Origin of the sequence: Achromobacter sp. Marseille-Q4954, assembly GCF_943737025.1 — a bacterium.
GTDB lineage: Bacteria > Pseudomonadota > Gammaproteobacteria > Burkholderiales > Burkholderiaceae_B > Achromobacter > Achromobacter bronchisepticus_A.
Map to the genome: position 1 here is coordinate 1,502,742 of NZ_CALSFQ010000001.1, position 19,124 is coordinate 1,521,865.

The 19,124-nt window shown below is 67.7% G+C and carries 17 protein-coding genes; 12 read left to right on the forward strand and 5 right to left on the reverse strand.

Translation table 11 applies throughout. From position 1 onward, the window contains the following. Positions 1-10 precede the first annotated feature (10 nt). Both NGK62_RS07010 and NGK62_RS07015 read left to right on the forward strand, forming a co-directional pair. Positions 11-994 (forward strand): Bug family tripartite tricarboxylate transporter substrate binding protein, encoded by a 984-nt coding sequence (locus NGK62_RS07010; RefSeq protein ID WP_059371564.1) that lies wholly within the window; start codon positions 11-13, stop codon positions 992-994. 11 nt (positions 995-1,005) lie between these two features. Further along, positions 1,006-2,133, forward strand: a complete 1,128-nt coding sequence (locus NGK62_RS07015; protein WP_251877818.1) for a CaiB/BaiF CoA transferase family protein — start codon at positions 1,006-1,008, stop codon at positions 2,131-2,133. A 12-nt stretch (positions 2,134-2,145) separates the two neighbouring features. Here the strand turns inward: NGK62_RS07015 and ggt are convergent, their stop codons facing one another. Continuing rightward, positions 2,146-3,903 (reverse strand): gamma-glutamyltransferase, encoded by a 1,758-nt coding sequence (ggt, locus tag NGK62_RS07020; protein ID WP_118932388.1) that lies wholly within the window; start codon positions 3,901-3,903, stop codon positions 2,146-2,148. Between the two features lie 125 nt (positions 3,904-4,028). On the opposite strand from ggt, the gene NGK62_RS07025 reads away from it, so the two are divergent. Then, positions 4,029-4,934, forward strand: a complete 906-nt coding sequence (locus NGK62_RS07025) for a LysR family transcriptional regulator (RefSeq protein ID WP_118932389.1) — start codon at positions 4,029-4,031, stop codon at positions 4,932-4,934. An 86-nt stretch (positions 4,935-5,020) separates the two neighbouring features. Here the strand turns inward: NGK62_RS07025 and NGK62_RS07030 are convergent, their stop codons facing one another. Continuing rightward, positions 5,021-6,013 (reverse strand): tripartite tricarboxylate transporter substrate binding protein BugE, encoded by a 993-nt coding sequence (locus NGK62_RS07030; RefSeq protein WP_059371560.1) that lies wholly within the window; start codon positions 6,011-6,013, stop codon positions 5,021-5,023. A gap of 240 nt (positions 6,014-6,253) precedes the next feature. On the opposite strand from NGK62_RS07030, the gene NGK62_RS07035 reads away from it, so the two are divergent. Further along, a complete protein-coding gene (locus tag NGK62_RS07035) occupies positions 6,254-7,153 on the forward strand; it encodes an AEC family transporter (RefSeq protein ID WP_118932390.1) in 900 nt (299 codons plus the stop codon). Between the two features lie 65 nt (positions 7,154-7,218). On the opposite strand, the gene fumC is transcribed toward NGK62_RS07035, so the two are convergent. After that, entirely contained in the window at positions 7,219-8,616 is a 1,398-nt protein-coding gene (gene fumC, locus NGK62_RS07040; RefSeq protein ID WP_059371558.1) for a class II fumarate hydratase, read from the reverse strand. Between the two features lie 163 nt (positions 8,617-8,779). Here fumC and tsaE point away from each other — a divergent pair, with 163 nt between their 5' ends. Continuing rightward, a complete protein-coding gene (gene tsaE / locus NGK62_RS07045; RefSeq protein ID WP_118932391.1) occupies positions 8,780-9,319 on the forward strand; it encodes a tRNA (adenosine(37)-N6)-threonylcarbamoyltransferase complex ATPase subunit type 1 TsaE in 540 nt (179 codons plus the stop codon). Continuing rightward, complete coding sequence (locus NGK62_RS07050; RefSeq protein ID WP_059371557.1) at positions 9,247-10,632, forward strand: N-acetylmuramoyl-L-alanine amidase; 1,386 nt, start codon at positions 9,247-9,249, stop codon at positions 10,630-10,632. Before tsaE ends, NGK62_RS07050 begins: the two co-directional genes overlap by 73 nt. Positions 10,633-10,732: 100 nt before the next feature. Here the strand turns inward: NGK62_RS07050 and NGK62_RS07055 are convergent, their stop codons facing one another. Continuing rightward, positions 10,733-11,371, reverse strand: coding sequence for a VTT domain-containing protein (locus NGK62_RS07055; protein ID WP_118932392.1), 639 nt, complete (start codon positions 11,369-11,371; stop codon positions 10,733-10,735). A 102-nt stretch (positions 11,372-11,473) separates the two neighbouring features. Here NGK62_RS07055 and mutL point away from each other — a divergent pair, with 102 nt between their 5' ends. Beyond that, positions 11,474-13,432, forward strand: a complete 1,959-nt coding sequence (mutL, locus tag NGK62_RS07060; protein ID WP_251877820.1) for a DNA mismatch repair endonuclease MutL — start codon at positions 11,474-11,476, stop codon at positions 13,430-13,432. Positions 13,433-13,434: 2 nt separating this feature from the next. After that, complete coding sequence (gene miaA / locus NGK62_RS07065; protein WP_251877822.1) at positions 13,435-14,403, forward strand: tRNA (adenosine(37)-N6)-dimethylallyltransferase MiaA; 969 nt, start codon at positions 13,435-13,437, stop codon at positions 14,401-14,403. A gap of 60 nt (positions 14,404-14,463) precedes the next feature. Here miaA and purM read toward each other — a convergent pair whose 3' ends face one another. Then, positions 14,464-15,513, reverse strand: a complete 1,050-nt coding sequence (gene purM / locus NGK62_RS07070; protein ID WP_054457472.1) for a phosphoribosylformylglycinamidine cyclo-ligase — start codon at positions 15,511-15,513, stop codon at positions 14,464-14,466. A gap of 357 nt (positions 15,514-15,870) precedes the next feature. Here purM and hda point away from each other — a divergent pair, with 357 nt between their 5' ends. The 4 genes from hda to NGK62_RS07090 are packed head-to-tail and all read left to right on the forward strand — an operon-like array spanning position 15,871 to position 19,121. Beyond that, positions 15,871-16,572 (forward strand): DnaA regulatory inactivator Hda, encoded by a 702-nt coding sequence (gene hda, locus NGK62_RS07075; protein ID WP_059371554.1) that lies wholly within the window; start codon positions 15,871-15,873, stop codon positions 16,570-16,572. Then, positions 16,569-17,267, forward strand: coding sequence for an HAD family hydrolase (locus NGK62_RS07080; RefSeq protein WP_059371553.1), 699 nt, complete (start codon positions 16,569-16,571; stop codon positions 17,265-17,267). The genes hda and NGK62_RS07080 overlap by 4 nt, the downstream gene beginning before the upstream one ends. After that, the gene (gene pcnB / locus NGK62_RS07085) at positions 17,268-18,632 is read left to right on the forward strand and encodes a polynucleotide adenylyltransferase PcnB (RefSeq protein ID WP_251877824.1); all 1,365 of its coding nucleotides are present in this window, start codon (positions 17,268-17,270) and stop codon (positions 18,630-18,632) included. 3 nt (positions 18,633-18,635) lie between these two features. Continuing rightward, complete coding sequence (locus NGK62_RS07090) at positions 18,636-19,121, forward strand: 2-amino-4-hydroxy-6-hydroxymethyldihydropteridine diphosphokinase (RefSeq protein WP_251877826.1); 486 nt, start codon at positions 18,636-18,638, stop codon at positions 19,119-19,121. Positions 19,122-19,124 lie beyond the last annotated feature (3 nt).

Here is a 19,124-nt window from a genome sequence, read left to right on the forward strand (position 1 = left end):
GGAGACAAGCATGAACCGAACCCTCGCCTCTTTGCTGCTGGCGGCCGCCGCCATCGCCCCCGCCGCCGCGCCCGCACTGGCCGCGGACGCCTATCCCTCGGCCCGGCCCGTGACGCTGATCGTGCCGTTCCCGCCGGGCGGTCCCACCGACGCCCTGGCGCGCAGGCTGGCCGACAAGCTGCGGCAGCCGCTGAACCAGAACGTCATCGTCGAAAACCGCGCGGGCGCCGGCGGCAACATCGGCTCGGAATACGTGGCGACGGCCAAGCCGGACGGCTACACCCTGCTGTTCGGCACCTCGGGGCCGCTGGCGATCAACGTCAGCCTGTACAAGAAGCAGGGCTACAACCCCGAGACCAGCTTCGCGCCCATCATCCGCATCGGCCACCTGCCCAATATCCTGGTGGTGAACCCGTCGGTGCCCGCCAACAACGCGCAGGAACTCATCGCCTACGCCAAGAAGAACCCGGAAAAGCTGAGCTACGCCTCGTCGGGCAACGGCGCCTCGTCGCACCTGGCCGGCATACTCTTCAACAACATGGCCGGCACCCAGATCATGCACATCCCCTACAAGGGCACGGGACCGGCGCTCAATGACCTGCTGGGCGGGCAGGTGTCGATGTCGTTCACCGACATCCTTACCGCGCTGCCCTACATCAAGGCGGGCAAGCTGCGCGCCATCGGCCTGGCCAGCGCCCAGCGCTCGGACGCGCTGCCCGACCTGCCCACGCTTTCGGAGCAGGGGCTCAAGGGCTACGACGTCAGCGTGTTCTTCGGCATCGTCGCGCCCAAAGGCACGCCGCCCGACGTGGTGGACACGCTGAACCGCGCCTTCAAGACCGCGCTGTCCGATCCCGAGGTCGCGCAGACGCTGCGCAGCCAGGGCATCGTTGAAGCCCAGGACCAGACGCCGCAGGGCCTGGCAACCTTCATCTCGGCCGAAGTGCCCAAATGGCGCGACCTCATCAAGAGCGCCCACGTTTCCATCGACTGAACGGACCCCACATGGCTGCAACCCTGCCCAACGCCGGCGCGCTCGCCGGCTGCAAAGTGATAGACCTGTCGCGCGTGCTGGGCGGCCCCTATTGCACGCAGATCCTGGCCGACCACGGCGCCGACGTGCTGAAGATCGAGCCGCCCGGCGGCGACGAGACGCGCGGCTGGGGGCCGCCCTTCCTGGGCGATACCGCGTCCTATTTCATCGGCGTGAACCGCAACAAGGACGGCATGACGCTGGACCTGTCGCAGCCCGCAGGGCAGGAATTGCTGCGCCATCTGCTGACCGACGCCGACGTGCTGGTGGAAAACTTCAAGCCCGGCACGCTGGAGAAATGGGGCTTGGGATACGACACGCTGAGCCGCGACTTCCCCGCGCTGATCCATTGCCGCGTCAGCGGCTTCGGCGCGGACGGTCCGCTGGGCGGCCTGCCCGGCTACGACGCCTGCGCCCAGGCCATGTGCGGCCTGATGAGCGTGAACGGCGACGCGGACGGCGAAGCCACCCGCGTCGGCCTGCCGGTGGTGGACATGGTGACCGGCCTGAACGCGGCCGTGGCGATCCTGCTGGCGCTCAATGAGCGTACCCGCAGCGGCCTGGGCCAGTTCCTGGACATCACGCTGTATGACTGCGCCCTGTCGCTGCTGCATCCGCACGCGCCCAACTACTTCTACAGTGGCAAAGTACCCGCGCGCAGCGGCAACGCACACCCGAACATCGCCCCCTACGAAACGCTGCCCACCGCCAGCGGCCCGATCTTCCTGGCGGTCGGCAACAACCGCCAGTTCGCGCAGCTGGCGCAGACGCTGGACGCGCCGGGGTTGGCGGACGATGCACGCTACGCCACCAACGCCGACCGCCTGCGCAACCGCCAGGCCCTGCGCGGCGACCTGTCCGCGCTGCTGGCGGACCACGACGCCGCCGCGCTCGCCGACCGCCTGCTGCGTTGCGGCGTGCCCGCGGCCGCCGTGCAGACCGTGGACCAGGCGCTGGCGCATCCGCACACCCGCCATCGCGGCATGGTGCTGGAACAAGGCGACTACCGGGGCGTAGGCTCGCCGATCAAGCTGTCGCGCACGCCGGCCACGCTGCGCAAGCTGCCGCCGGCGCTGCGTCCCGCCGACGCCGGCGAATAAGCCCGCGCGGCCTCAGCCGCCCTGGGCCACGCCTTCGCGGCGCGGATCGGCGCCGCCCTGCAGCCCGCCCGCCTCGATCACGATGCCGTGGATGCCGCTGGGGAATTCGGTGATGCGCACCGGATGCCCCATGCGCTCAAGCTCTGGCGCCAGCGCCTCCAGCGCGGTGCCCTTCTCCAGCTCGGTGTCCTTGTTGCGGCTGCCCATGTTGGGCAGGTCGATGGCCGCCTGGATGTCCAGGCCCCAGTCCAGCACGCCCACAATGGTCTTGGCCACGTAGTTGATGATGGCGCTGCCGCCCGGCGAACCCACCAGCAGATAGGGCTTGCCGTCGCGCAGCACGATCATCGGCGCCATCGAGCTGCGCGGGCGCTTGCCTGGTTCGATGCGGTTGGCGACGAGGCGGCCCTCGGGATCCTTGTAGGACGAGGAAAAATCCGTCATCTCGTTGTTCAGCAGGAAACCGCGCACGAAGATCTTGCTGCCGAATTCGTTCTCGATGGTGGTCGTCATGCTCAAGGCATTGCCCTGGGCGTCCACGGCCACCAGATGGCTGGTCGAGGGCAGCGCCAGGGCGTCGTCCTTGCCCAGCGACAGCAGCTTGCCTTCCGGATCGCCGGGCAGCGCCACCTTCATGCTGCGGTCTGGCTGGATCAGCGCGCCGCGCGCGCGCAGATAGGCCGGGTCCAGCATGGCGCGCACCGGCACCCGCACGAAATCCGGATCGGCCACGTAGAAATCGCGGTCGGCGAACGCCAGCCGGCCGGCTTCGGAAAAGTAATGCACCGCCTCCAGGCTGCCCGGCTTGTAGCGGCCAAGGGGAAACTGCTCCAGCTCGCCCAACATCTGCAGCACCGCGATCGGGCCGCTGCTGGGCGGCCCCATGCCGCACAGCTGGTAGCCGCGATAGGCGCCGCAGACGGGATCGCGCGTCTTGGCGCGATAGCCCGCCAGGTCGGCCAGGGTCAGGTCGCCAGGCACGGCGTGGCCGCGCACGGCGGCGACGATATCCCGGGCGATATCGCCCTGGTAGAACGCGTCCGCGCCTTGCTCCGCCACCGCGCGCAGCGTGCGCGCGAACTCGGGGTTCTTCAACACGTGGCCCACCGGCCAGGGCGCGCCGTCGGGCGCATAGAAATAGGCCGCGGCCGCGGCTTGCGTGCGCAGCTCCTTGTTGCCGGCCAGGAGCTTGTGCAGGCGCGGCGACACGGCAAAGCCTTGTTCGGCCAGGCGGATAGCGGGCTGGAACAGGTCGACCCAGGGCAGCACGCCCTGTTCCTTGTGCGCCAGCTCCAAGCCTCGCAGCAAGCCCGGCACGCCCACTGCCAGGCCACTGTTCACCGCGCGGGCGAAGGACACCGGCTTGCCGTCCGCATCCAGGAAACGCTGCGGCTGGGCCGCGGCGGGCGCGGTCTCACGGCTGTCGTACGTCTGGATGCGGCCGCTCTTGGCCGAATACACCACCATGAAGGCGCCCCCGCCGATGCCCGACGATTGCGGCTCCACCAGATTCAGCACGAGCTGAGCGGCGATGGCGGCGTCCACGGCGCTGCCGCCCCGGCGCAGCATCTCGTCGCCGGCCTGCGTCGCCAGCGGATTGGCCGATGCCATCATGAAATGCGGCGCGCGCACCAGCTGGCGCGTCTGCATGCCGCTGGCGGCCTCGGGGTTCAGATCCTCGGCGGCCTGCGGCGTGCGCGCCCAGGCCGCAGGCATGGCGGCAAGCGCGGCGGCAAGCATGAGGGCGACGGCGTGGCGGGGTGCGCGCATGGGAAGCTCCGGTGTGCGCCGGCGTTCCGGCAGGGGTTCATGATAGTCAAGGCGCAGGCGGCTGTCGCGACACGGGCCGCATCCGGCTTAGAATCGCGGTTTCCGCCCACCGTCCCCACCGTGCCATGCGTTTGCGCCACATCGAGATTTTCGAAGCGATCCGCCGTACCGGATCCCTGACCGAGGCTGCTGCCGCGCTGCATATCTCGCAGCCCGCGGCCAGCAAGCTCTTGGCGCACGCCGAGGCGCAGCTGGGCTTCAAGCTGTTCGAGCGCGTCAAGGGCCGGCTCGTCGCCACGCGCGAGGCCGAGATTCTGACGCCCGAAGTCGCGCGCCTGAATCAGGACCTCAACAGCGTGCGCAGGCTGGCCGCCAGCCTGCGCGACCATCCCAACGGCCACCTGCGGCTGGGCTGCGCGCCCGCGCTGGGCCTGGGGCTGCTGCCCGGCGTGGTGCGCGACAGCCGCGAGGCGCAGCCCGGCATCACCTTCGACATCCACACGCATCACAGCACCGAACTCGTGCAGGGGCTGCTGACGCGCGAGCTGGACCTGGCCATCACCTTCGACACCAACGACTATCCCGGCCTGACCCGCATGGGGCTGGGCCACACGGAACTGGTGCACCTGAGCCGCAAGGATGGCGCGGGGCCGCTGCCGCTGGCGGAGCTGACGTCCATGGCCGGCGACACGCTGATCGTGCTGGACGCGGCCGACGCCTCCGGCGCCCTTTTGCAGATGGCGCTGGACGCGCAGGGCCTGGACCCGCAAGTGGCGATCCAGGTACAGACGCACTACGTGGCCTGCGCGCTGGTCGACGCGGGCTGCGGCGACGCCATCGTGGACGCCATCACCGCGCAGGCGATGCTGCGTCCCGGCATGAACCTGCGCCGGCTGGACCCGGCGCTGCGCGTGCCGATCAGCATCATGGTGCGCAACCAGGATCCGCTGTCGGCGCTGCACCGCGACTTCATCGAGCGCCTGCGCGCCGCTTGCGAAGCGCTGCAGGCGGGGCTCGACGCCACGGCCTGAGCGGCCTGCGCGCAAAAAAGACGGGCGCCCGAAGGCGCCCGTCATGGCTTGCAGACCGGGGCAGGCAGCGCCCGCCCCGCGCGGCATCAGTCCAGCTTGATGTTCTGCTTCTTCACGACGTCCTTCGCCCAGTCATACTGCTCTTTGATTTCCTTGGCGAATTCTTCCGGCGTATTGCCCGACGGCGCCGAGCCCTGGTCGTCCAGCGCCTTGATGACCTTGGGGTCCTTCAGGGCCACGACGGCAGCGTCGCGCAGCTTGTTCACAACTTCCATCGGCGTGCCCTTGGGCGCCAGCAGGCCGTACCAGACCGGCTGGTTCAGCACCGGGAAGCCGGCGTCCTTGAACGTGGGCACGTCCTTGATGGAGTCGATGTTGGTCGGCCACGCGATGGCCATGGCGCGCAGCTTGCCCGCCTGGATCTGCGGCATCGACGACGGCAGGTTGTCGAACAGGATTTCGATCTGGCCGCCGACGGCGTCAGCCACGGCCGGGCCCGAACCCTTGTACGGCACGTGCACGATGTCCGTGCCGGTGGCCATCTTGAACGATTCGCCCATCAGGTGCAGCACGCCGCAGGTGCCCGAGCTGCCATAGGAGTACTTGCCCGGATTCTTCTTCAGCTCTTCCAGGAAGCCCTTGAAGTCCTTGGCGGGGAACTTCGGGTTCACGGCCACCACGTTGGCGGTGTTGGCGAAGTTGGTGACCGGCTGGAAGTCCTTGATCGGATCGTACGGCAGGTCATTGGGACGGCAAGCAGGGTTCACGGCCATCGTCGACACGGTGGCGATGGACAGCGTGTAGCCGTCGGCATCGGCGCGCGCGGCTTCGGACGCGCCGATGGCGCCGCCGGCACCGCCCTTGTTTTCCACAACCATGGGCTGGCCCAGTTCCTGGCTCATGCGCTGCGTCACCAGGCGCGCGATGATGTCGGTCGAGCCGCCAGGCGCGAAGGGCACGATCACGCGGATAGGCTTGCTCGGGTACTTGTCGGCAGCAAAGGCGGCGGAGGCGCCGAAGGTGCCGGCAACGCCGGAGGCCAGGGCGATGGCCACGGCCAGGGAGCGGACTTTATTCATAGGTGTGTTTCCTCCAATATGCGAGCCCGTGTGTATACGGACCGTTGTGTGATGCGCCTGCCTGTGGGCAGGTCCGCAATTAACGGTGGTGGGCGCATGCTCTGTGCGCAGGGTGAGCACTGCTTTTATACGTTGCTTGTGGCACACGCGCCCGCCAGAATGACGGAGAATAGCAGCAAATACTTACAGACGCATAGCGCAGCGGTCCCCCTCTGACGCGCATCAAATACGTGTTCTCACATGTCCGTTGCCCTTCTGGTTTTCCCTGATTTCATGCTGGTCGCGCTGGGTTGGGCGCTGCGTCACAAACTGAATTTCTCGCGCGAATTCTTCGCCGGCACCGAGCGCCTGGTCTACTTCGTCCTGCTGCCCGCGCTGTTGTTCCAGTCGATCCTGCGCACCCCAATCACCGCCGGCAACGCCGCCATGCTGCTGCAGGCCTGCGCAGCCGTGATCGCAGCCGGCGTCGCGCTGACGTGGCTGGCGCGCTGGGTGCTGCGGCCGTCGCCGCTCAGCCTGGCCTCGTCCGCGCAATGCGGCTACCGCTTCAACACCTATCTCGGCCTGGCCTTGTCGGCCAGCCTGGGCGGCGTCCAGGGCCAGACGGTCATGGCGCTGATCGTGGGCTTCGCCGTGCCGATGGCCAATATGGCGGCGGTCTACGGCCTGGCGCGCCACAGCGGCGGCAACCTGCTGCGCGAGCTGGCGCGCAACCCGCTGGTCATTTCCACGCTGGCCGGCCTGGCCTGCAATCTGGCCGGCGTGCATCTGCCTGGCCCGCTGGACACGGCGTTGGGGCGCCTGGGCGCGGCGGCGCTTGCGCTGGGCATCATCTGCGTGGGCGCCAGCCTCTCCTGGGAAGGCGGCAAGGGCCATGGCGCGCTGATCGCCTGGATGCTCGGGGTCAAGCTGCTGGCGCTGCCTGCGGCCGCCCTGCTGATCGCGCATCTGCTGGCGTTGCCGCCGCTGGAATCGCAGATGCTGCTGTTGTTCGCGGCCCTGCCCACCGCGTCCGCGGCCTATGTGCTGGCCATGCGCATGGGCGGCGACGGCCGCATGGTGGCCGTGCTGATTTCGCTGGGCACGCTGCTGTCGGCGTTGACGATCCCACTGTGGCTGATGCTCACCGGCGCAGGCTGAGCGGCAATGCGCCGGCAACGAAAAAAGACCGCCGCGGCGGTCTTTTTCATGCGCGCACAGCCTGCTTACGAAGACTTGTGCGCGTTGGTCATGGAAGCCGGCACCACCCATTCGGCGAACTGCGCTTCGGTCACGTAGCCCAGCGCCAACGCCGACTCCTTCAGCGACAGGCCTTCCTTGTGCGCTTTCTTGGCGATCTGCGCGGCCTTGTCGTAGCCGATATGCGGATTCAACGCCGTCACCAGCATCAGCGAACGGTCGACCAGTTCGGCGATGCGCTCACGATTGGGCTCGATGCCGGCGGCGCAATGCTCGTTGAAGCTGGCCATGCCGTCGGTCAGCAGGCGCACCGATTGCAGGAAGTTGTGGATCACCAGCGGCTTGAACACGTTGAGTTCGAAGTTGCCGCTGGCGCCGCCGATATTGATGGCCACGTCGTTGCCCAGCACCTGCGCGGCCAGCATCGTGATGGCTTCGCATTGCGTCGGGTTGACCTTGCCCGGCATGATCGAGCTGCCCGGCTCGTTCTCGGGAATGCTGATTTCGCCCAGGCCCGAACGCGGACCGCTGGACAGCCAGCGCACGTCATTCGCGATCTTCATCAGGCCGGCGGCCAGCGACTTCAGCGCGCCGTGCGCGAACAGCAGCGCTTCGTGCGAGGCCAGGCCCTGGAACTTGTTGGGCGCCGACACGAAGGCGGTGCCGGTGGCATGCGCCAGTTCGGCCGAGACCTTGGCGCTGAACTGCGGGTGCGCGTTCAGGCCCGTGCCCACGGCCGTGCCGCCGATGGCCAACTGGTGCAGACCCGGCAGGGTGGCGCGGATCTGCTGCTCGGCCAGGTCCAGCTGGGCCACGTAGCCCGACAGCTCCTGGCCCAGCGTCAACGGCGTGGCGTCCTGCAGGTGGGTGCGGCCGATCTTGACGATGTCGTAGAACTCGGCGCTCTTGGCCGCCAGCGTGGCGCGCAGGGCCTTCAGCGACGGCAGCAGATGATGCTCGACCTGCACCGCCGCCGCCACGTGCATGGCGGTCGGGAAGGTGTCGTTGGACGACTGCCCGCGGTTGACGTGGTCGTTGGGGTGCACCTTGCGCTCTTCGCCGCGCACGCCGCCCATCAGCTCCGAGGCGCGGTTGGCCAGCACCTCGTTCATGTTCATGTTGCTTTGCGTGCCCGAGCCGGTCTGCCAGACCGACAGCGGGAACTCGTTGGGCCATTTGCCGGCGATCACTTCATCGGCGGCGCGGACGATGCCATCGGCGATCTTAGGATCCAGTTCGCCCAGATCGGCATTGACCTTGGCCGCCGCGCGCTTGAGCCGCGCCATCGCCTCGACCAGGGGAACCGGCATCTTTTCGGTGGAAATCGCGAAAAAATGCAGCGAACGCTGGGTCTGGGCGCCCCAGAGATGATCCTCAGGGACTTCGATGGGACCAAACGTGTCTTTTTCAATGCGGGTCTTCATGGCGCGTGCTACTCCGTGGCGACGTCGATTGCGGCTGGCGGCGGCGCACCAACCACGATAATGTTGAGAATGACAATCAGTTATAGGTTAGCAGAAACCCGCATTCCTATAATTGCGCAAACATCCGTGCTCCCTCCACCGTTTTTACCACTCGCCCCGCGCCATGTCCGCCCCTCTTTGCAGCCTGACCTTGCACCTGCCCGACGAAGCCGCCACGGAAGCGCTGGCGCGTCGGCTCGCCCCCCTGGTTTCCGGCGGCCAGGCCGGTCCGGCGGGGGGACACATCCACCTCCAAGGGGACCTGGGCGCGGGGAAAACCGCCTTCACACGGGCCCTGTTGCGGGAATGCGGCATCACGGGACGGATCAAAAGTCCCAGCTACGCGCTGCTTGAATCCTATAAAGTTTCTAACTTATACTTCTATCACCTTGATTTTTATAGATTTAGTGATACGCGAGAATGGTTGGACGCAGGATTCCGGGATTTACTGCGTGACGACGCAGTCGTTTTGATCGAATGGCCGGAGCGGGCCGGGGGCCTTTTGCCCCCTCCCGACCTGCTGATTTCCCTAGCCTATGCAGGCGACGGACGCGACGCCACCCTGACCGCGTACACCGCTCGAGGACAAACATGGTTGAACGCGATTGTCCCCCCGCCCCAGTCGGCGCCCTCCCCTCGGCAGGCGCCACCCGGCGCCGCCTGATCAGCGTCGCCGCCACCCTGCTCGTCCTGCCGGTCCTGCCGCGCCTGGCGCAGGCGGCGACCATCCTGGCTGTGCGCACCTGGCCGGCCGACGAATACACCCGCGTCACGCTGGAGCTCGACAGCGAGCTCAAGGCTGAGCAGTTCACGCTTGAAAACCCCCACCGCCTGGTGGTGGACATTGAGGGACTGACCATCAGCGCGGCCCTGAACGACCTGGTTTCCAAGGTCCGGCCCGACGACCCCTACATCCAAAGCCTGCGCGTGGCGCAGAACCGCCCCAACGTGGTGCGCCTGGTGTTCGACCTGAAGCAGCCCGTGGCGCCCCAGGTGTTCACGCTCAAGCCCGTGGCCGACTACCAGTACCGCCTGGTGCTGGACCTGTACCCGAAGATCGCCCAGGATCCGCTGGTCGCGATCCTGAACAAGCAGACCGGCCCCGATGTGGACGACCCGCTGGCCCGCATCCTGGAAGACATCCAGCGCAACCCGGTGACCCGCGCCGATCCGCCCGAGCCGCCGCGCGTGCGCGGCCAGCAGCCGGCGCCTCCGCTGCCCACCGCGCCCAAGCCTCCGCCCGCCACCGCCGGCCGCGGCAAGCAGCGCATGGTCACCATCGCGCTGGACCCCGGCCATGGCGGCGAGGACCCGGGCGCCATCGGCAGCAGCGGCCTGCGCGAGAAAGACGTGGTGCTGCGCATAGCCCGGCGCCTGAAGGCGCTGATCGACAGCCAGCCCTACATGCGCGCCTATCTCACGCGCGACGACGACTACTTCGTGCCCCTGCACGTGCGCGTGCAGAAGGCGCGCCGTGTGCACGCGGACCTGTTCATCTCGATCCACGCGGACGCCTGGATCAAGCCTTCGGCCAACGGCTCGTCGGTGTTCGCGCTGTCGCAGCGCGGCGCCACCAGCGCCCAGGCGCGCTGGATGGCGGACAAGGAAAACGCGGCCGACCTGATCGGCGGCGTCAACCTCGGCAGCCACGACCGCCAGGTGGCCAAGGTGCTGCTGGACCTGTCCACCACTGCCCAGATCAACGATTCGCTCAAGGTCGGCAGCGCCTTCCTGGACGAAATCAAGAAGATCAACCGCCTGCACAAGAACAGCGTCGAGCAGGCCGGCTTCGCGGTCCTGAAAGCGCCGGACATTCCTTCGGTGCTGGTCGAAACCGCCTTCATCAGCAACCCGCAGGAAGAAGCCCTGCTGCGCAGCACCTCGCATCAGGACAAGCTGGCGCAGGCCATGATGACGGGCATCCAGCGCTACTTCACCGCCAATCCGCCGCTGGCGCGGCTGGGTGACGTAAGCTGACGGCGACGGCTGCCGCCGCATAAAAAAGGGCGTTGCGCTTCACGGCGCAACGCCCTTTTCACTGGTTTGACGCGAGTACCGCAGCGTACGCTGCGGCGCTTCACGCGCCGCGTTTGGCCTTGATCAGCTTGAACAGGCCCGCCCCGATCACCGGCACGATGGCGGCGGCCAGGCCCAGCAGCACGATGGTGTTCAGGTGTTCACGCACCAGCGGGATGTTGCCGAAGAAGTAGCCCGCGGCCACCAGGCTCACCACCCACAGCAGCGCGCCCAGGATGTTGAACAGCTGGAAGCGGGACTGCGGCATGTCGGCCACGCCCGCGACAAAAGGCGCGAAGGTGCGGACGACCGGAATGAAGCGCGACATCACGATGGTCTTGCCGCCGTGCTTTTCATAGAACGCGTGCGTGCGCATCAACGCGCCGCGGTCCAGAAAGCGCAGATTCATCGAAAACACGCGCGGCCCGATATAGCGTCCGATGAAGTAGTTCACCGTATTGCCGGTGATGGCGGCGACAATCAGCAGCCCTCCCATCAGGATCGGATCGATATGCCCGGTGGCGCCGAACGCGCCCGCGATGAACAGCAGCGAGTCCCCCGGCAGAAAGGGCAGCACGACCAGCCCCGTCTCCGCAAAAACGATCAGGAACAGCACCAGGTACACCCACACGCCATACTGCGCGACCCAGACGCCGAGCGTCTTGTCGATGTGGAGCACCATATTGAAAAATTCGAGCATTGAAGCAACCCTGCCAGCGGAATGGGATATCAGTCCGCGACTATAGCCCACCCGCCCATGACGCTAAAATCGTCCACATAGCCATACCTGAACGCCAGCCACATGACCGAACGCCGCTCCATTCTTGCGCTTCCCGACCTGCTGATCAGCCAGATCGCCGCCGGCGAGGTGATCGAGCGGCCGGCATCCGTGCTCAAGGAAATCCTCGAAAACGCCATCGACGCCGGCGGACGCGCCATTGAAGTGCGCCTGGAAGGCGGCGGCATACGCCGCATCGCCGTGACCGACGACGGCGGCGGCATTCCACCCGAAGAGCTGCCGCTGGCGCTGGCGCGCCACGCCACCAGCAAGATCCGCTCCTTGAACGAGCTGGAATCGGTGGCATCCATGGGGTTCCGCGGCGAAGCGCTGGCCTCCATCGCGTCCGTGGCCCAGGTCACCATCATTTCCCGCACGCGCGACGGCGAGCATGCCTGGCAGATCGATGCCGGCAGCATGCAGGTCAGCCCCGCCTCGGGTCCTCCGGGCACCACGGTGGACGTGCGCCAGCTGTTCGACGCCGTGCCGGCCCGCCGCAAATTCCTGCGCTCCGAGGCCACCGAGTTCGGCCATTGCGTCGATGCCATGGAGCGCATCGCGCTGGCGCATCCGCAGATCGCCTTCCGCCTGTTCCATCACGACCGCGCGCAGCGCCAATGGCTGCCCGCCGAACCGCCGCAGCGCATCCGCGACGTGCTGGGCGCGGAATTCGCCGAACACGGCCTGCTGCTGTCGCATTCCGTCGGCACGGTCAGCCTGGCGGGCATGATCACCCGCCCCACCGCGGCCCGCGCCCGCGCGGACCGCCAGTATCTCTACGTGAACGGCCGCTACGTGCGCGACCGCACCGTCAGCCACGCCCTGCGCGCCGCCTACGCCGACGTGCTGCATGGCGACCGCCAGCCCGCCTACGTGCTGTTCCTGGACATCGACCCGGCCGCCGTGGACGTGAACGTGCACCCAGCCAAGCACGAGGTCCGCTTCCGCGACAGCGGCGCGGTGCATCGCTTCGTCTCGCATGCGGTCGGCCAGACGCTGGCGCAGACCGGCGGCGCGTCCGCCGCGACGCCCGCCGCGCAAAACGACGACGCGGACGATGCCGGCTTCGAAACCGTGGCCCGGCCCGCCGCCGCAACGTCTGACGCCGCCGCGCAAGCGACGCCTTACACGCCAGCCGCCAGCCCCCGGCCCATGGCGGACGCGCCCCGGCCCGCCTACAACGGCGCCAGCTCACCATCGTCCTACGGCTTGCGTCCATCGCCCACGCCACAGCGCCCGCACACCCAGGTGCCGTTCCGCCTGCATGCCGAACCCGCCGGCATTCCGGCCGCGGACTGGCAATCGCTCTACCGCCCGCTGGATGACGACTCGGCCGCCAAGACCGCGCCGCTGCGCGAACCCGCGCCGGCTCCCGCCGCCGTCCTGCCCGCGGACGAAGAACATCCGCTGGGCATGGCGCTGGCGCAGCTGCACGGCATCTACATCCTGGCGCAGACCCGCCGCGGCATCGTGCTGGTGGACATGCATGCCGCGCACGAGCGGGTGGTCTACGAACAGCTCAAGCAAGCCCTGGACGCGCGCAGCCTGCCGCGCCAGGATCTACTCGTGCCCGTGGTGTTCCATGCCCAGGAAAAAGACGTGGCGCTGGTCGAGGAATACGAAGAACAGCTGAACGAACTCGGCTTCGAAATGCGTCCCTCCGGCCCCACCTCGATCGCGGTGCGTTCGGTGCCGGCCATCCTGGCCCGCGGCGACATCGAAACGCTGGCCCGCGCCGTGCTGCGCGACCTGGGCGCCGTGGGCGTTTCGCGCCTGCTGACCGAACAGCGCAACGAACTGCTGTCCACCATGGCCTGCCACGGTTCCGTGCGCGCCAACCGCAAGCTCACCATCGAAGAAATGAACGGGCTGCTGCGCCAGATGGAAGCCACCGAACGCGCCGACCAGTGCAATCACGGCCGCCCCACCTGGATCCAATGGTCGGTGTCCGACCTGGACAAGCTCTTCCTGCGTGGGCAATAAGCTTGTCGCCGTCCTCCTTCCCCACCGCGGCGCCGCTGGTCATCTGCCTGGCCGGCCCCACCGCGGCCGGCAAAAGCGCTTCCACCCTGGCGCTGGCCGAGCGCTGGCCGCTGGAAATCGTCAACGTCGATTCGGCCACGATCTATCGCGGCATGGACATCGGCACGGCCAAGCCCTCGCCCGAGGAACAGGCGCTGGTGCCGCAGCATCTGCTGGACATCCTCGACCCCATCCAGTCGTACTCCGCCGCCGACTTCGTTGCCGACGCGCTGCGCCTGATAGACGAGATCCGCGCGCGCGGCCGCATCCCGCTGCTGGCGGGCGGCACCATGATGTACTACAAGGCGCTGCGCGACGGCCTGGACGATCTGCCGCAGGCCGATCCGGCGCTGCGCGCCGAACTGGAAGCGCGCGCCGCCGTCCACGGCTGGCCCGCGCTGCATGCCGAACTGGCGCAGCTGGATCCCGTCACCGCCGCGCGCCTGGCGCCCAACGACAGCCAGCGCATCCAGCGCGCGCTGGAGATCTGCATGCTGTCCGGCCAGCCCATGTCCGCCCTGCTGCTGCGCAGCCAGCGTCCGCGCGACGCGACGGGTAACCAGTACCTCACCATCAGCCTGGAACCTTCCGACCGCGCCGCGCTGCATGCCCGCATCGAACAACGCTTCGACGCCATGCTGGAGCGCGGCCTGCTCGACGAAGTCCGCGCCCTGCGCGCCCGAGGCGAGCTGCACACTGGCCTGCCCTCGGTCCGTTGCGTGGGCTACCGGCAGATGTGGGCGCACCTGGACGGCGAGGTCGACCTGGCCACCGCGCGCGAACAAGGCATCGCCGCCACGCGCCAACTGGCCAAGCGCCAGATCACCTGGCTGCGCGCGCAGCCCGAGCGCGTCATCGTGGACTGCCTGGCGGCGGATGCCGTGGCGCAGACCATCGACGCGATGGCCGTGGCGCTGGCGGGACGCGGCTAGGCGGACGCAGGCACAAAAAAAACCGCGCCGAGGCGCGGTTTTCATTGCAGACGGCCAGGCTTACACCACGAAGGTCTGCGCCATGCCTTCCTTTTGCTCGACGATCTCGCCCAGCGTGCTGACGGTCTCGCCCTGCTCGCGCAGCGTCGCGGCGATGGCTTCGGCCTGCGCCGGGTCCACCACCAGCACCATGCCGATGCCGCAGTTGAAGACGCGGTACATCTCGGTGTCCTCGACCTGGCCCTGCTCTTGCAGCCACTGGAACAGCTTGGGCATTTCCCAGTTGGCGCGGTGCAGCTTGGCCGACAGGCCGGGCTGCAGAATGCGCGGCACATTGTCCAGCAAGCCGCCGCCCGTGATGTGGGCCAGGCCCTTGATGCTGGTGCCATGCTTGGCCAGGGCGGCCAGCACCTGCTTCACGTAGATGCGCGTCGGCGCCATGACCACGTCGACCATCGGCTGGCCGTGGAAATCGTCGTCGGGCTTGGCGTTGGCGCGTTCGAGGATCTTGCGCAGCAGCGAATAGCCGTTGGAGTGCGCGCCGCTGGAAGCCAGGCCGAGCACCACGTCGCCGGTCTTGATCGACTGGCCCGTGATGATGGCGGACTTTTCCACCGCGCCCACCGCGAAACCGGCCAGGTCGTACTCGCCGTCCGGATACATGCCCGGCATTTCGGCGGTTTCACCGCCGATCAGCGCGCAGCCCGACAATTCGCAGCCCTTGGCGATGCCGCCCACCACGGCCGCCGCCGTATCCACCGAAAGCTTGCCGCAGCCGAAATAGTCCAGGAAGAACAGCGGCTCCGCGCCCTGCACCAGGATGTCGTTGACGCTCATGGCGACCAGATCGATACCCACGGTGTCGTGGCGGTTCCAGTCGAACGCCAGGCGCAGCTTGGTGCCCACGCCGTCGGTGCCCGAGACCAGCACGGGTTCCTTGTACGACTTCGGCACTTCGAACAAGCCGCCAAAGCCGCCGATACCGGCCAGCACCCCGGGACGCATGGTGCGCGCCGCAAGCGGTTTGATACGGTCGACCAGGGCGTCGCCTGCGTCGATGTCGACACCGGCATCGCGGTAGGTCATAGGGGCGGTAGGTTGATTCGTCATGAGAAATGCCGTGGGGTATGTAACAATTGCTGGGATTTTGGTGGAACGCCCTGCATTTTACGATGTTGCGGGGACTAGCAGGGATCGGCGCCGCCAAAGCGCTCCGGACAGGGACCGCGCCGGCTCGCCCGGCCAGGGCGGGCAAGCGGGGCCGGGTCGGCGCAAACCCAAGCCAGTCCAGGCCCGTCGACGCGACACCCTGGCCCCAGGTGGTTTAAAGTGTAGGGTTGGCCGGTATTGATTTTGCCGGTTCCCGTGGTGGAAACCCCGGGGCCAGTGACGTTTTGACCTGTTGTTTTGACCTGTAGCCGTATTGACCCGTACTACCCGCCTCGTTTCGGCACCCTGTAAGCTCCCATGAACCGCCAGCTGCTGCTTGACGTTCTCCCCGCGCCAGCGCCATCGCTGAACAACTATATCGCCGGCCCCAACGGGGAAGCGCTGGCGGCAGTGCGCGCGCTGCTTCCCGGCCGCGCCCTGTATATCTGGGGCGCCGCGGGCTGCGGCCGCAGCCATTTGCTGCGCGCGCTGACCGCCCGCCCCGACGCCGTCTATATCGACGCCAACAATGGCGAAAACATGCTGCGCCGCCTGGCCGAAGCCGATTCCAAGTCGCCCATGCCCAAGTTCGTGGCGGTCGACGACGTACACCGCATGAACGACAGCCGCCAGGCCGCCCTGTTCGCGCTCTACAACCGCTGGCGCGAATCCGCCGCCACCGGCCGCGCCTTCGCGCTGGCGCTGGCCGGCGACCGCGCCCCGCTGTCGATGCCGCTGCGCGAGGACTTGCGCACGCGCCTGGGCTGGGACCTGGTTTTCCGCCTGGATCCGCTGTCCGACGCCGACAAGCTGGCCGCCCTGTCGGCCCAGGCGGCCGACCGCGGCATGCACCTGGCGCCTGAAATCATCAATTGGATGCTCACGCACCATGAGCGCGACATCCGCAAGCTGGCGGCGCTGATCGACGCGCTGGACCGCTATTCCCTGGCCACCGGCCGTCCCATCACCCTGCCTCTACTGCGGGCCATGCTCGCAGATCCTGATTCACAACGCACATGACCTCCCGACGTCTCGCCCTGTTCGACCTGGATCACACCCTGTTGCCGCTGGATAGCGACTATCAATGGGCCGACTACCTGGCTCGCACGGGCCGCGCCGGGGATCCCGCCGAAGCCCGCCGCCAGAACGACGATCTGATGGATCGCTACAACCGCGGCGAGCTCACCGCCGAGCAGGCCGCCGAATTCATGCTCGGCCTGCTGGCCGCGCACACGCCTTACGACCTGGCGGCCTGGCACGAAACCTTCATGGAAGAAGTGATCCGCCCATCCATGACGCCCGCCGCGCGCGACCTGGTGCAATCGCACCTGGAAGCCGGCGACCTGTGCGCCGTGGTCACGGCCACCAACAGCTTCGTCACCGCGCCCATCGCCCGCGCCTTCGGCGTGCCCCACCTCGTGGCGACCGACGCGGAATACCTGCGCGGCCGCTACACCGGCCGCATCCTGGGCACGCCCAGCTTCAAGGAAGGCAAGGTGGTGCGCGTCAACGACTGGCTGGCCGGCATGGGATTGGGGCTTGCGGATTTTTCGGAATCGTTTTTCTATAGCGATTCGGTCAACGATGTGCCCCTGCTGGAGAAAGTGACCCGCCCGATCGCAGCCAACCCCAGCCCCACCCTGCGCGGCATCGCCCAGGAGCGCGGCTGGCAGGTGATCGACTTGTTCGACCACATGGAAGATTCGAAGTCCTAAATGATCACTGAAACCATAAAAAAATTCGTCGGCCGACTATTCGCGCCGGCAGCCCGGGGGCCGTTGCGCATCGCGCGCGACAAGCACGGCATCGACCGCCGCAACGTATCGCGCCACGCGATCAAGGTCTGCGAGGTGCTGCGCCAGCACGGCTATGACGCCTACATCGTCGGCGGCGCCGTGCGCGACCTGATCGTGGGCCTGGAGCCCAAGGACTTCGACGTGGCCACCAACGCCACGCCCGAACAGATCCGTCCGCTGTTCCGCCGCGCCCGCATCATCGGCCGCCGCTTCCAGCTGGTGCACGTGGTCTTCGGCCAGGAAATCATCGAAACCTCCACCTTCCGCGCACCCGCCTCGGAAGATCAGGAGACCGACGAGCACGGCCGCATCCTGCGCGACAACGTGTTCGGCTCGCACGAAGAAGACGCGGCGCGCCGCGACTTCACCATGAACGCGCTCTACTACGACCCGCACAACGAGGAAGTCATCGACTTCCACAACGGCGTGGCCGACCTGAAAAAGCGCCAAGTCCGCATCATCGGCGACCCGGTCAAACGCTACCGCGAAGACCCGGTGCGCATGCTGCGCGCCGTGCGCTTCGCCGCCAAGCTGAACGGCACCATCGACCCGGCCACGCGCCAGCCTATCAGCACCATGGCCGAGCTCATCGAAAACGTGCCGGCCTCGCGCCTGTTCGACGAAATGCTCAAGCTGCTGACCTGCGGCCATGCCATGGACTGCCTGCGCCAACTGCGCGCCGACGGCCTGCACAAAGGGCTCTTGCCTTTGCTGGACGTGGTGCTGGAACAGCCCGGCGGCGAGCATTTCGTGGAGCTTGCGCTGGAACGCACCGACGCGCGCGTGCGCTCGGGCAAGACCATCAGCCCCAGCTTCCTGTTCGCCGCGCTGCTGTGGCAGCAAGTGGAAGCGCGCTGGAAGCAATTGCGCGCCCAAGGCGAGCACACCATTCCCGCTCTGTCGCAAGCCGCCGATTCGGTGCTGGACGAACAGACCGAAAAGCTCGCCATCCAGCGCCGTTTCTCGTCGGACATGCGCGAGATCTGGTTCATGCAGCCGCGCTTCGAGCGCCGCATGGGCAAGACCATCTACCGCATGATCGAACAGCCGCGCTTCCGTGCCGCCTGCGACTTCCTGCAGCTGCGCGCCGCGGCCGGCGAGTTCGACAGCGTGCTGGCGCAATGGTGGATGGACCTGGCCAACGCCGACGACGTCATCCGCAGCGAGATGATCGAAGAGGTGTCTCGCCAGCCGCGCGATGCCGGGGACGCCCCCTCCGCCCCGCGCAAACGCCGCCGTCCGCGCCGTTCGCCCTCGCGCGGCACGCCGCCCGCAGCGGATTGAGTCATGACCGCTCCTGTGCGCGCCTACGTCGCGCTGGGCGCCAATCTGGGCGACGGCGCAGCCACGCTGCGCAGTGTCCTGGCTGAATTGCAGGAAACCGGCGGCATCGCGGCGGTGACGGCATCGCCGTTCTACCGCAGCGCGCCGGTCGAGGCCGCCGGCCCCGACTTCGTCAACGCCGTGGCGGCGCTGGACACGCATCTGGCCCCGCTAGAGCTGCTGGACGCGCTGCAGGCGCTGGAAAACCGGCATGGCCGCGAGCGCCCCTACAAGAATGCGCCGCGCACGCTGGACCTGGACCTGCTGCTGTATGGCGACACCGTGCTGGACCATGAGCGGCTGACGCTGCCCCACCCCCGCATGCACCTGCGCGCCTTCGTGCTGCTGCCCTTGCGCGACCTGGCCCCCGGCCTGACGCTGCAAGGCAAGCCCATCGACGACTGGATCGCCGCGATCCACGACCAGCCGATAGCGCGCATCGCCAGCTAGGCG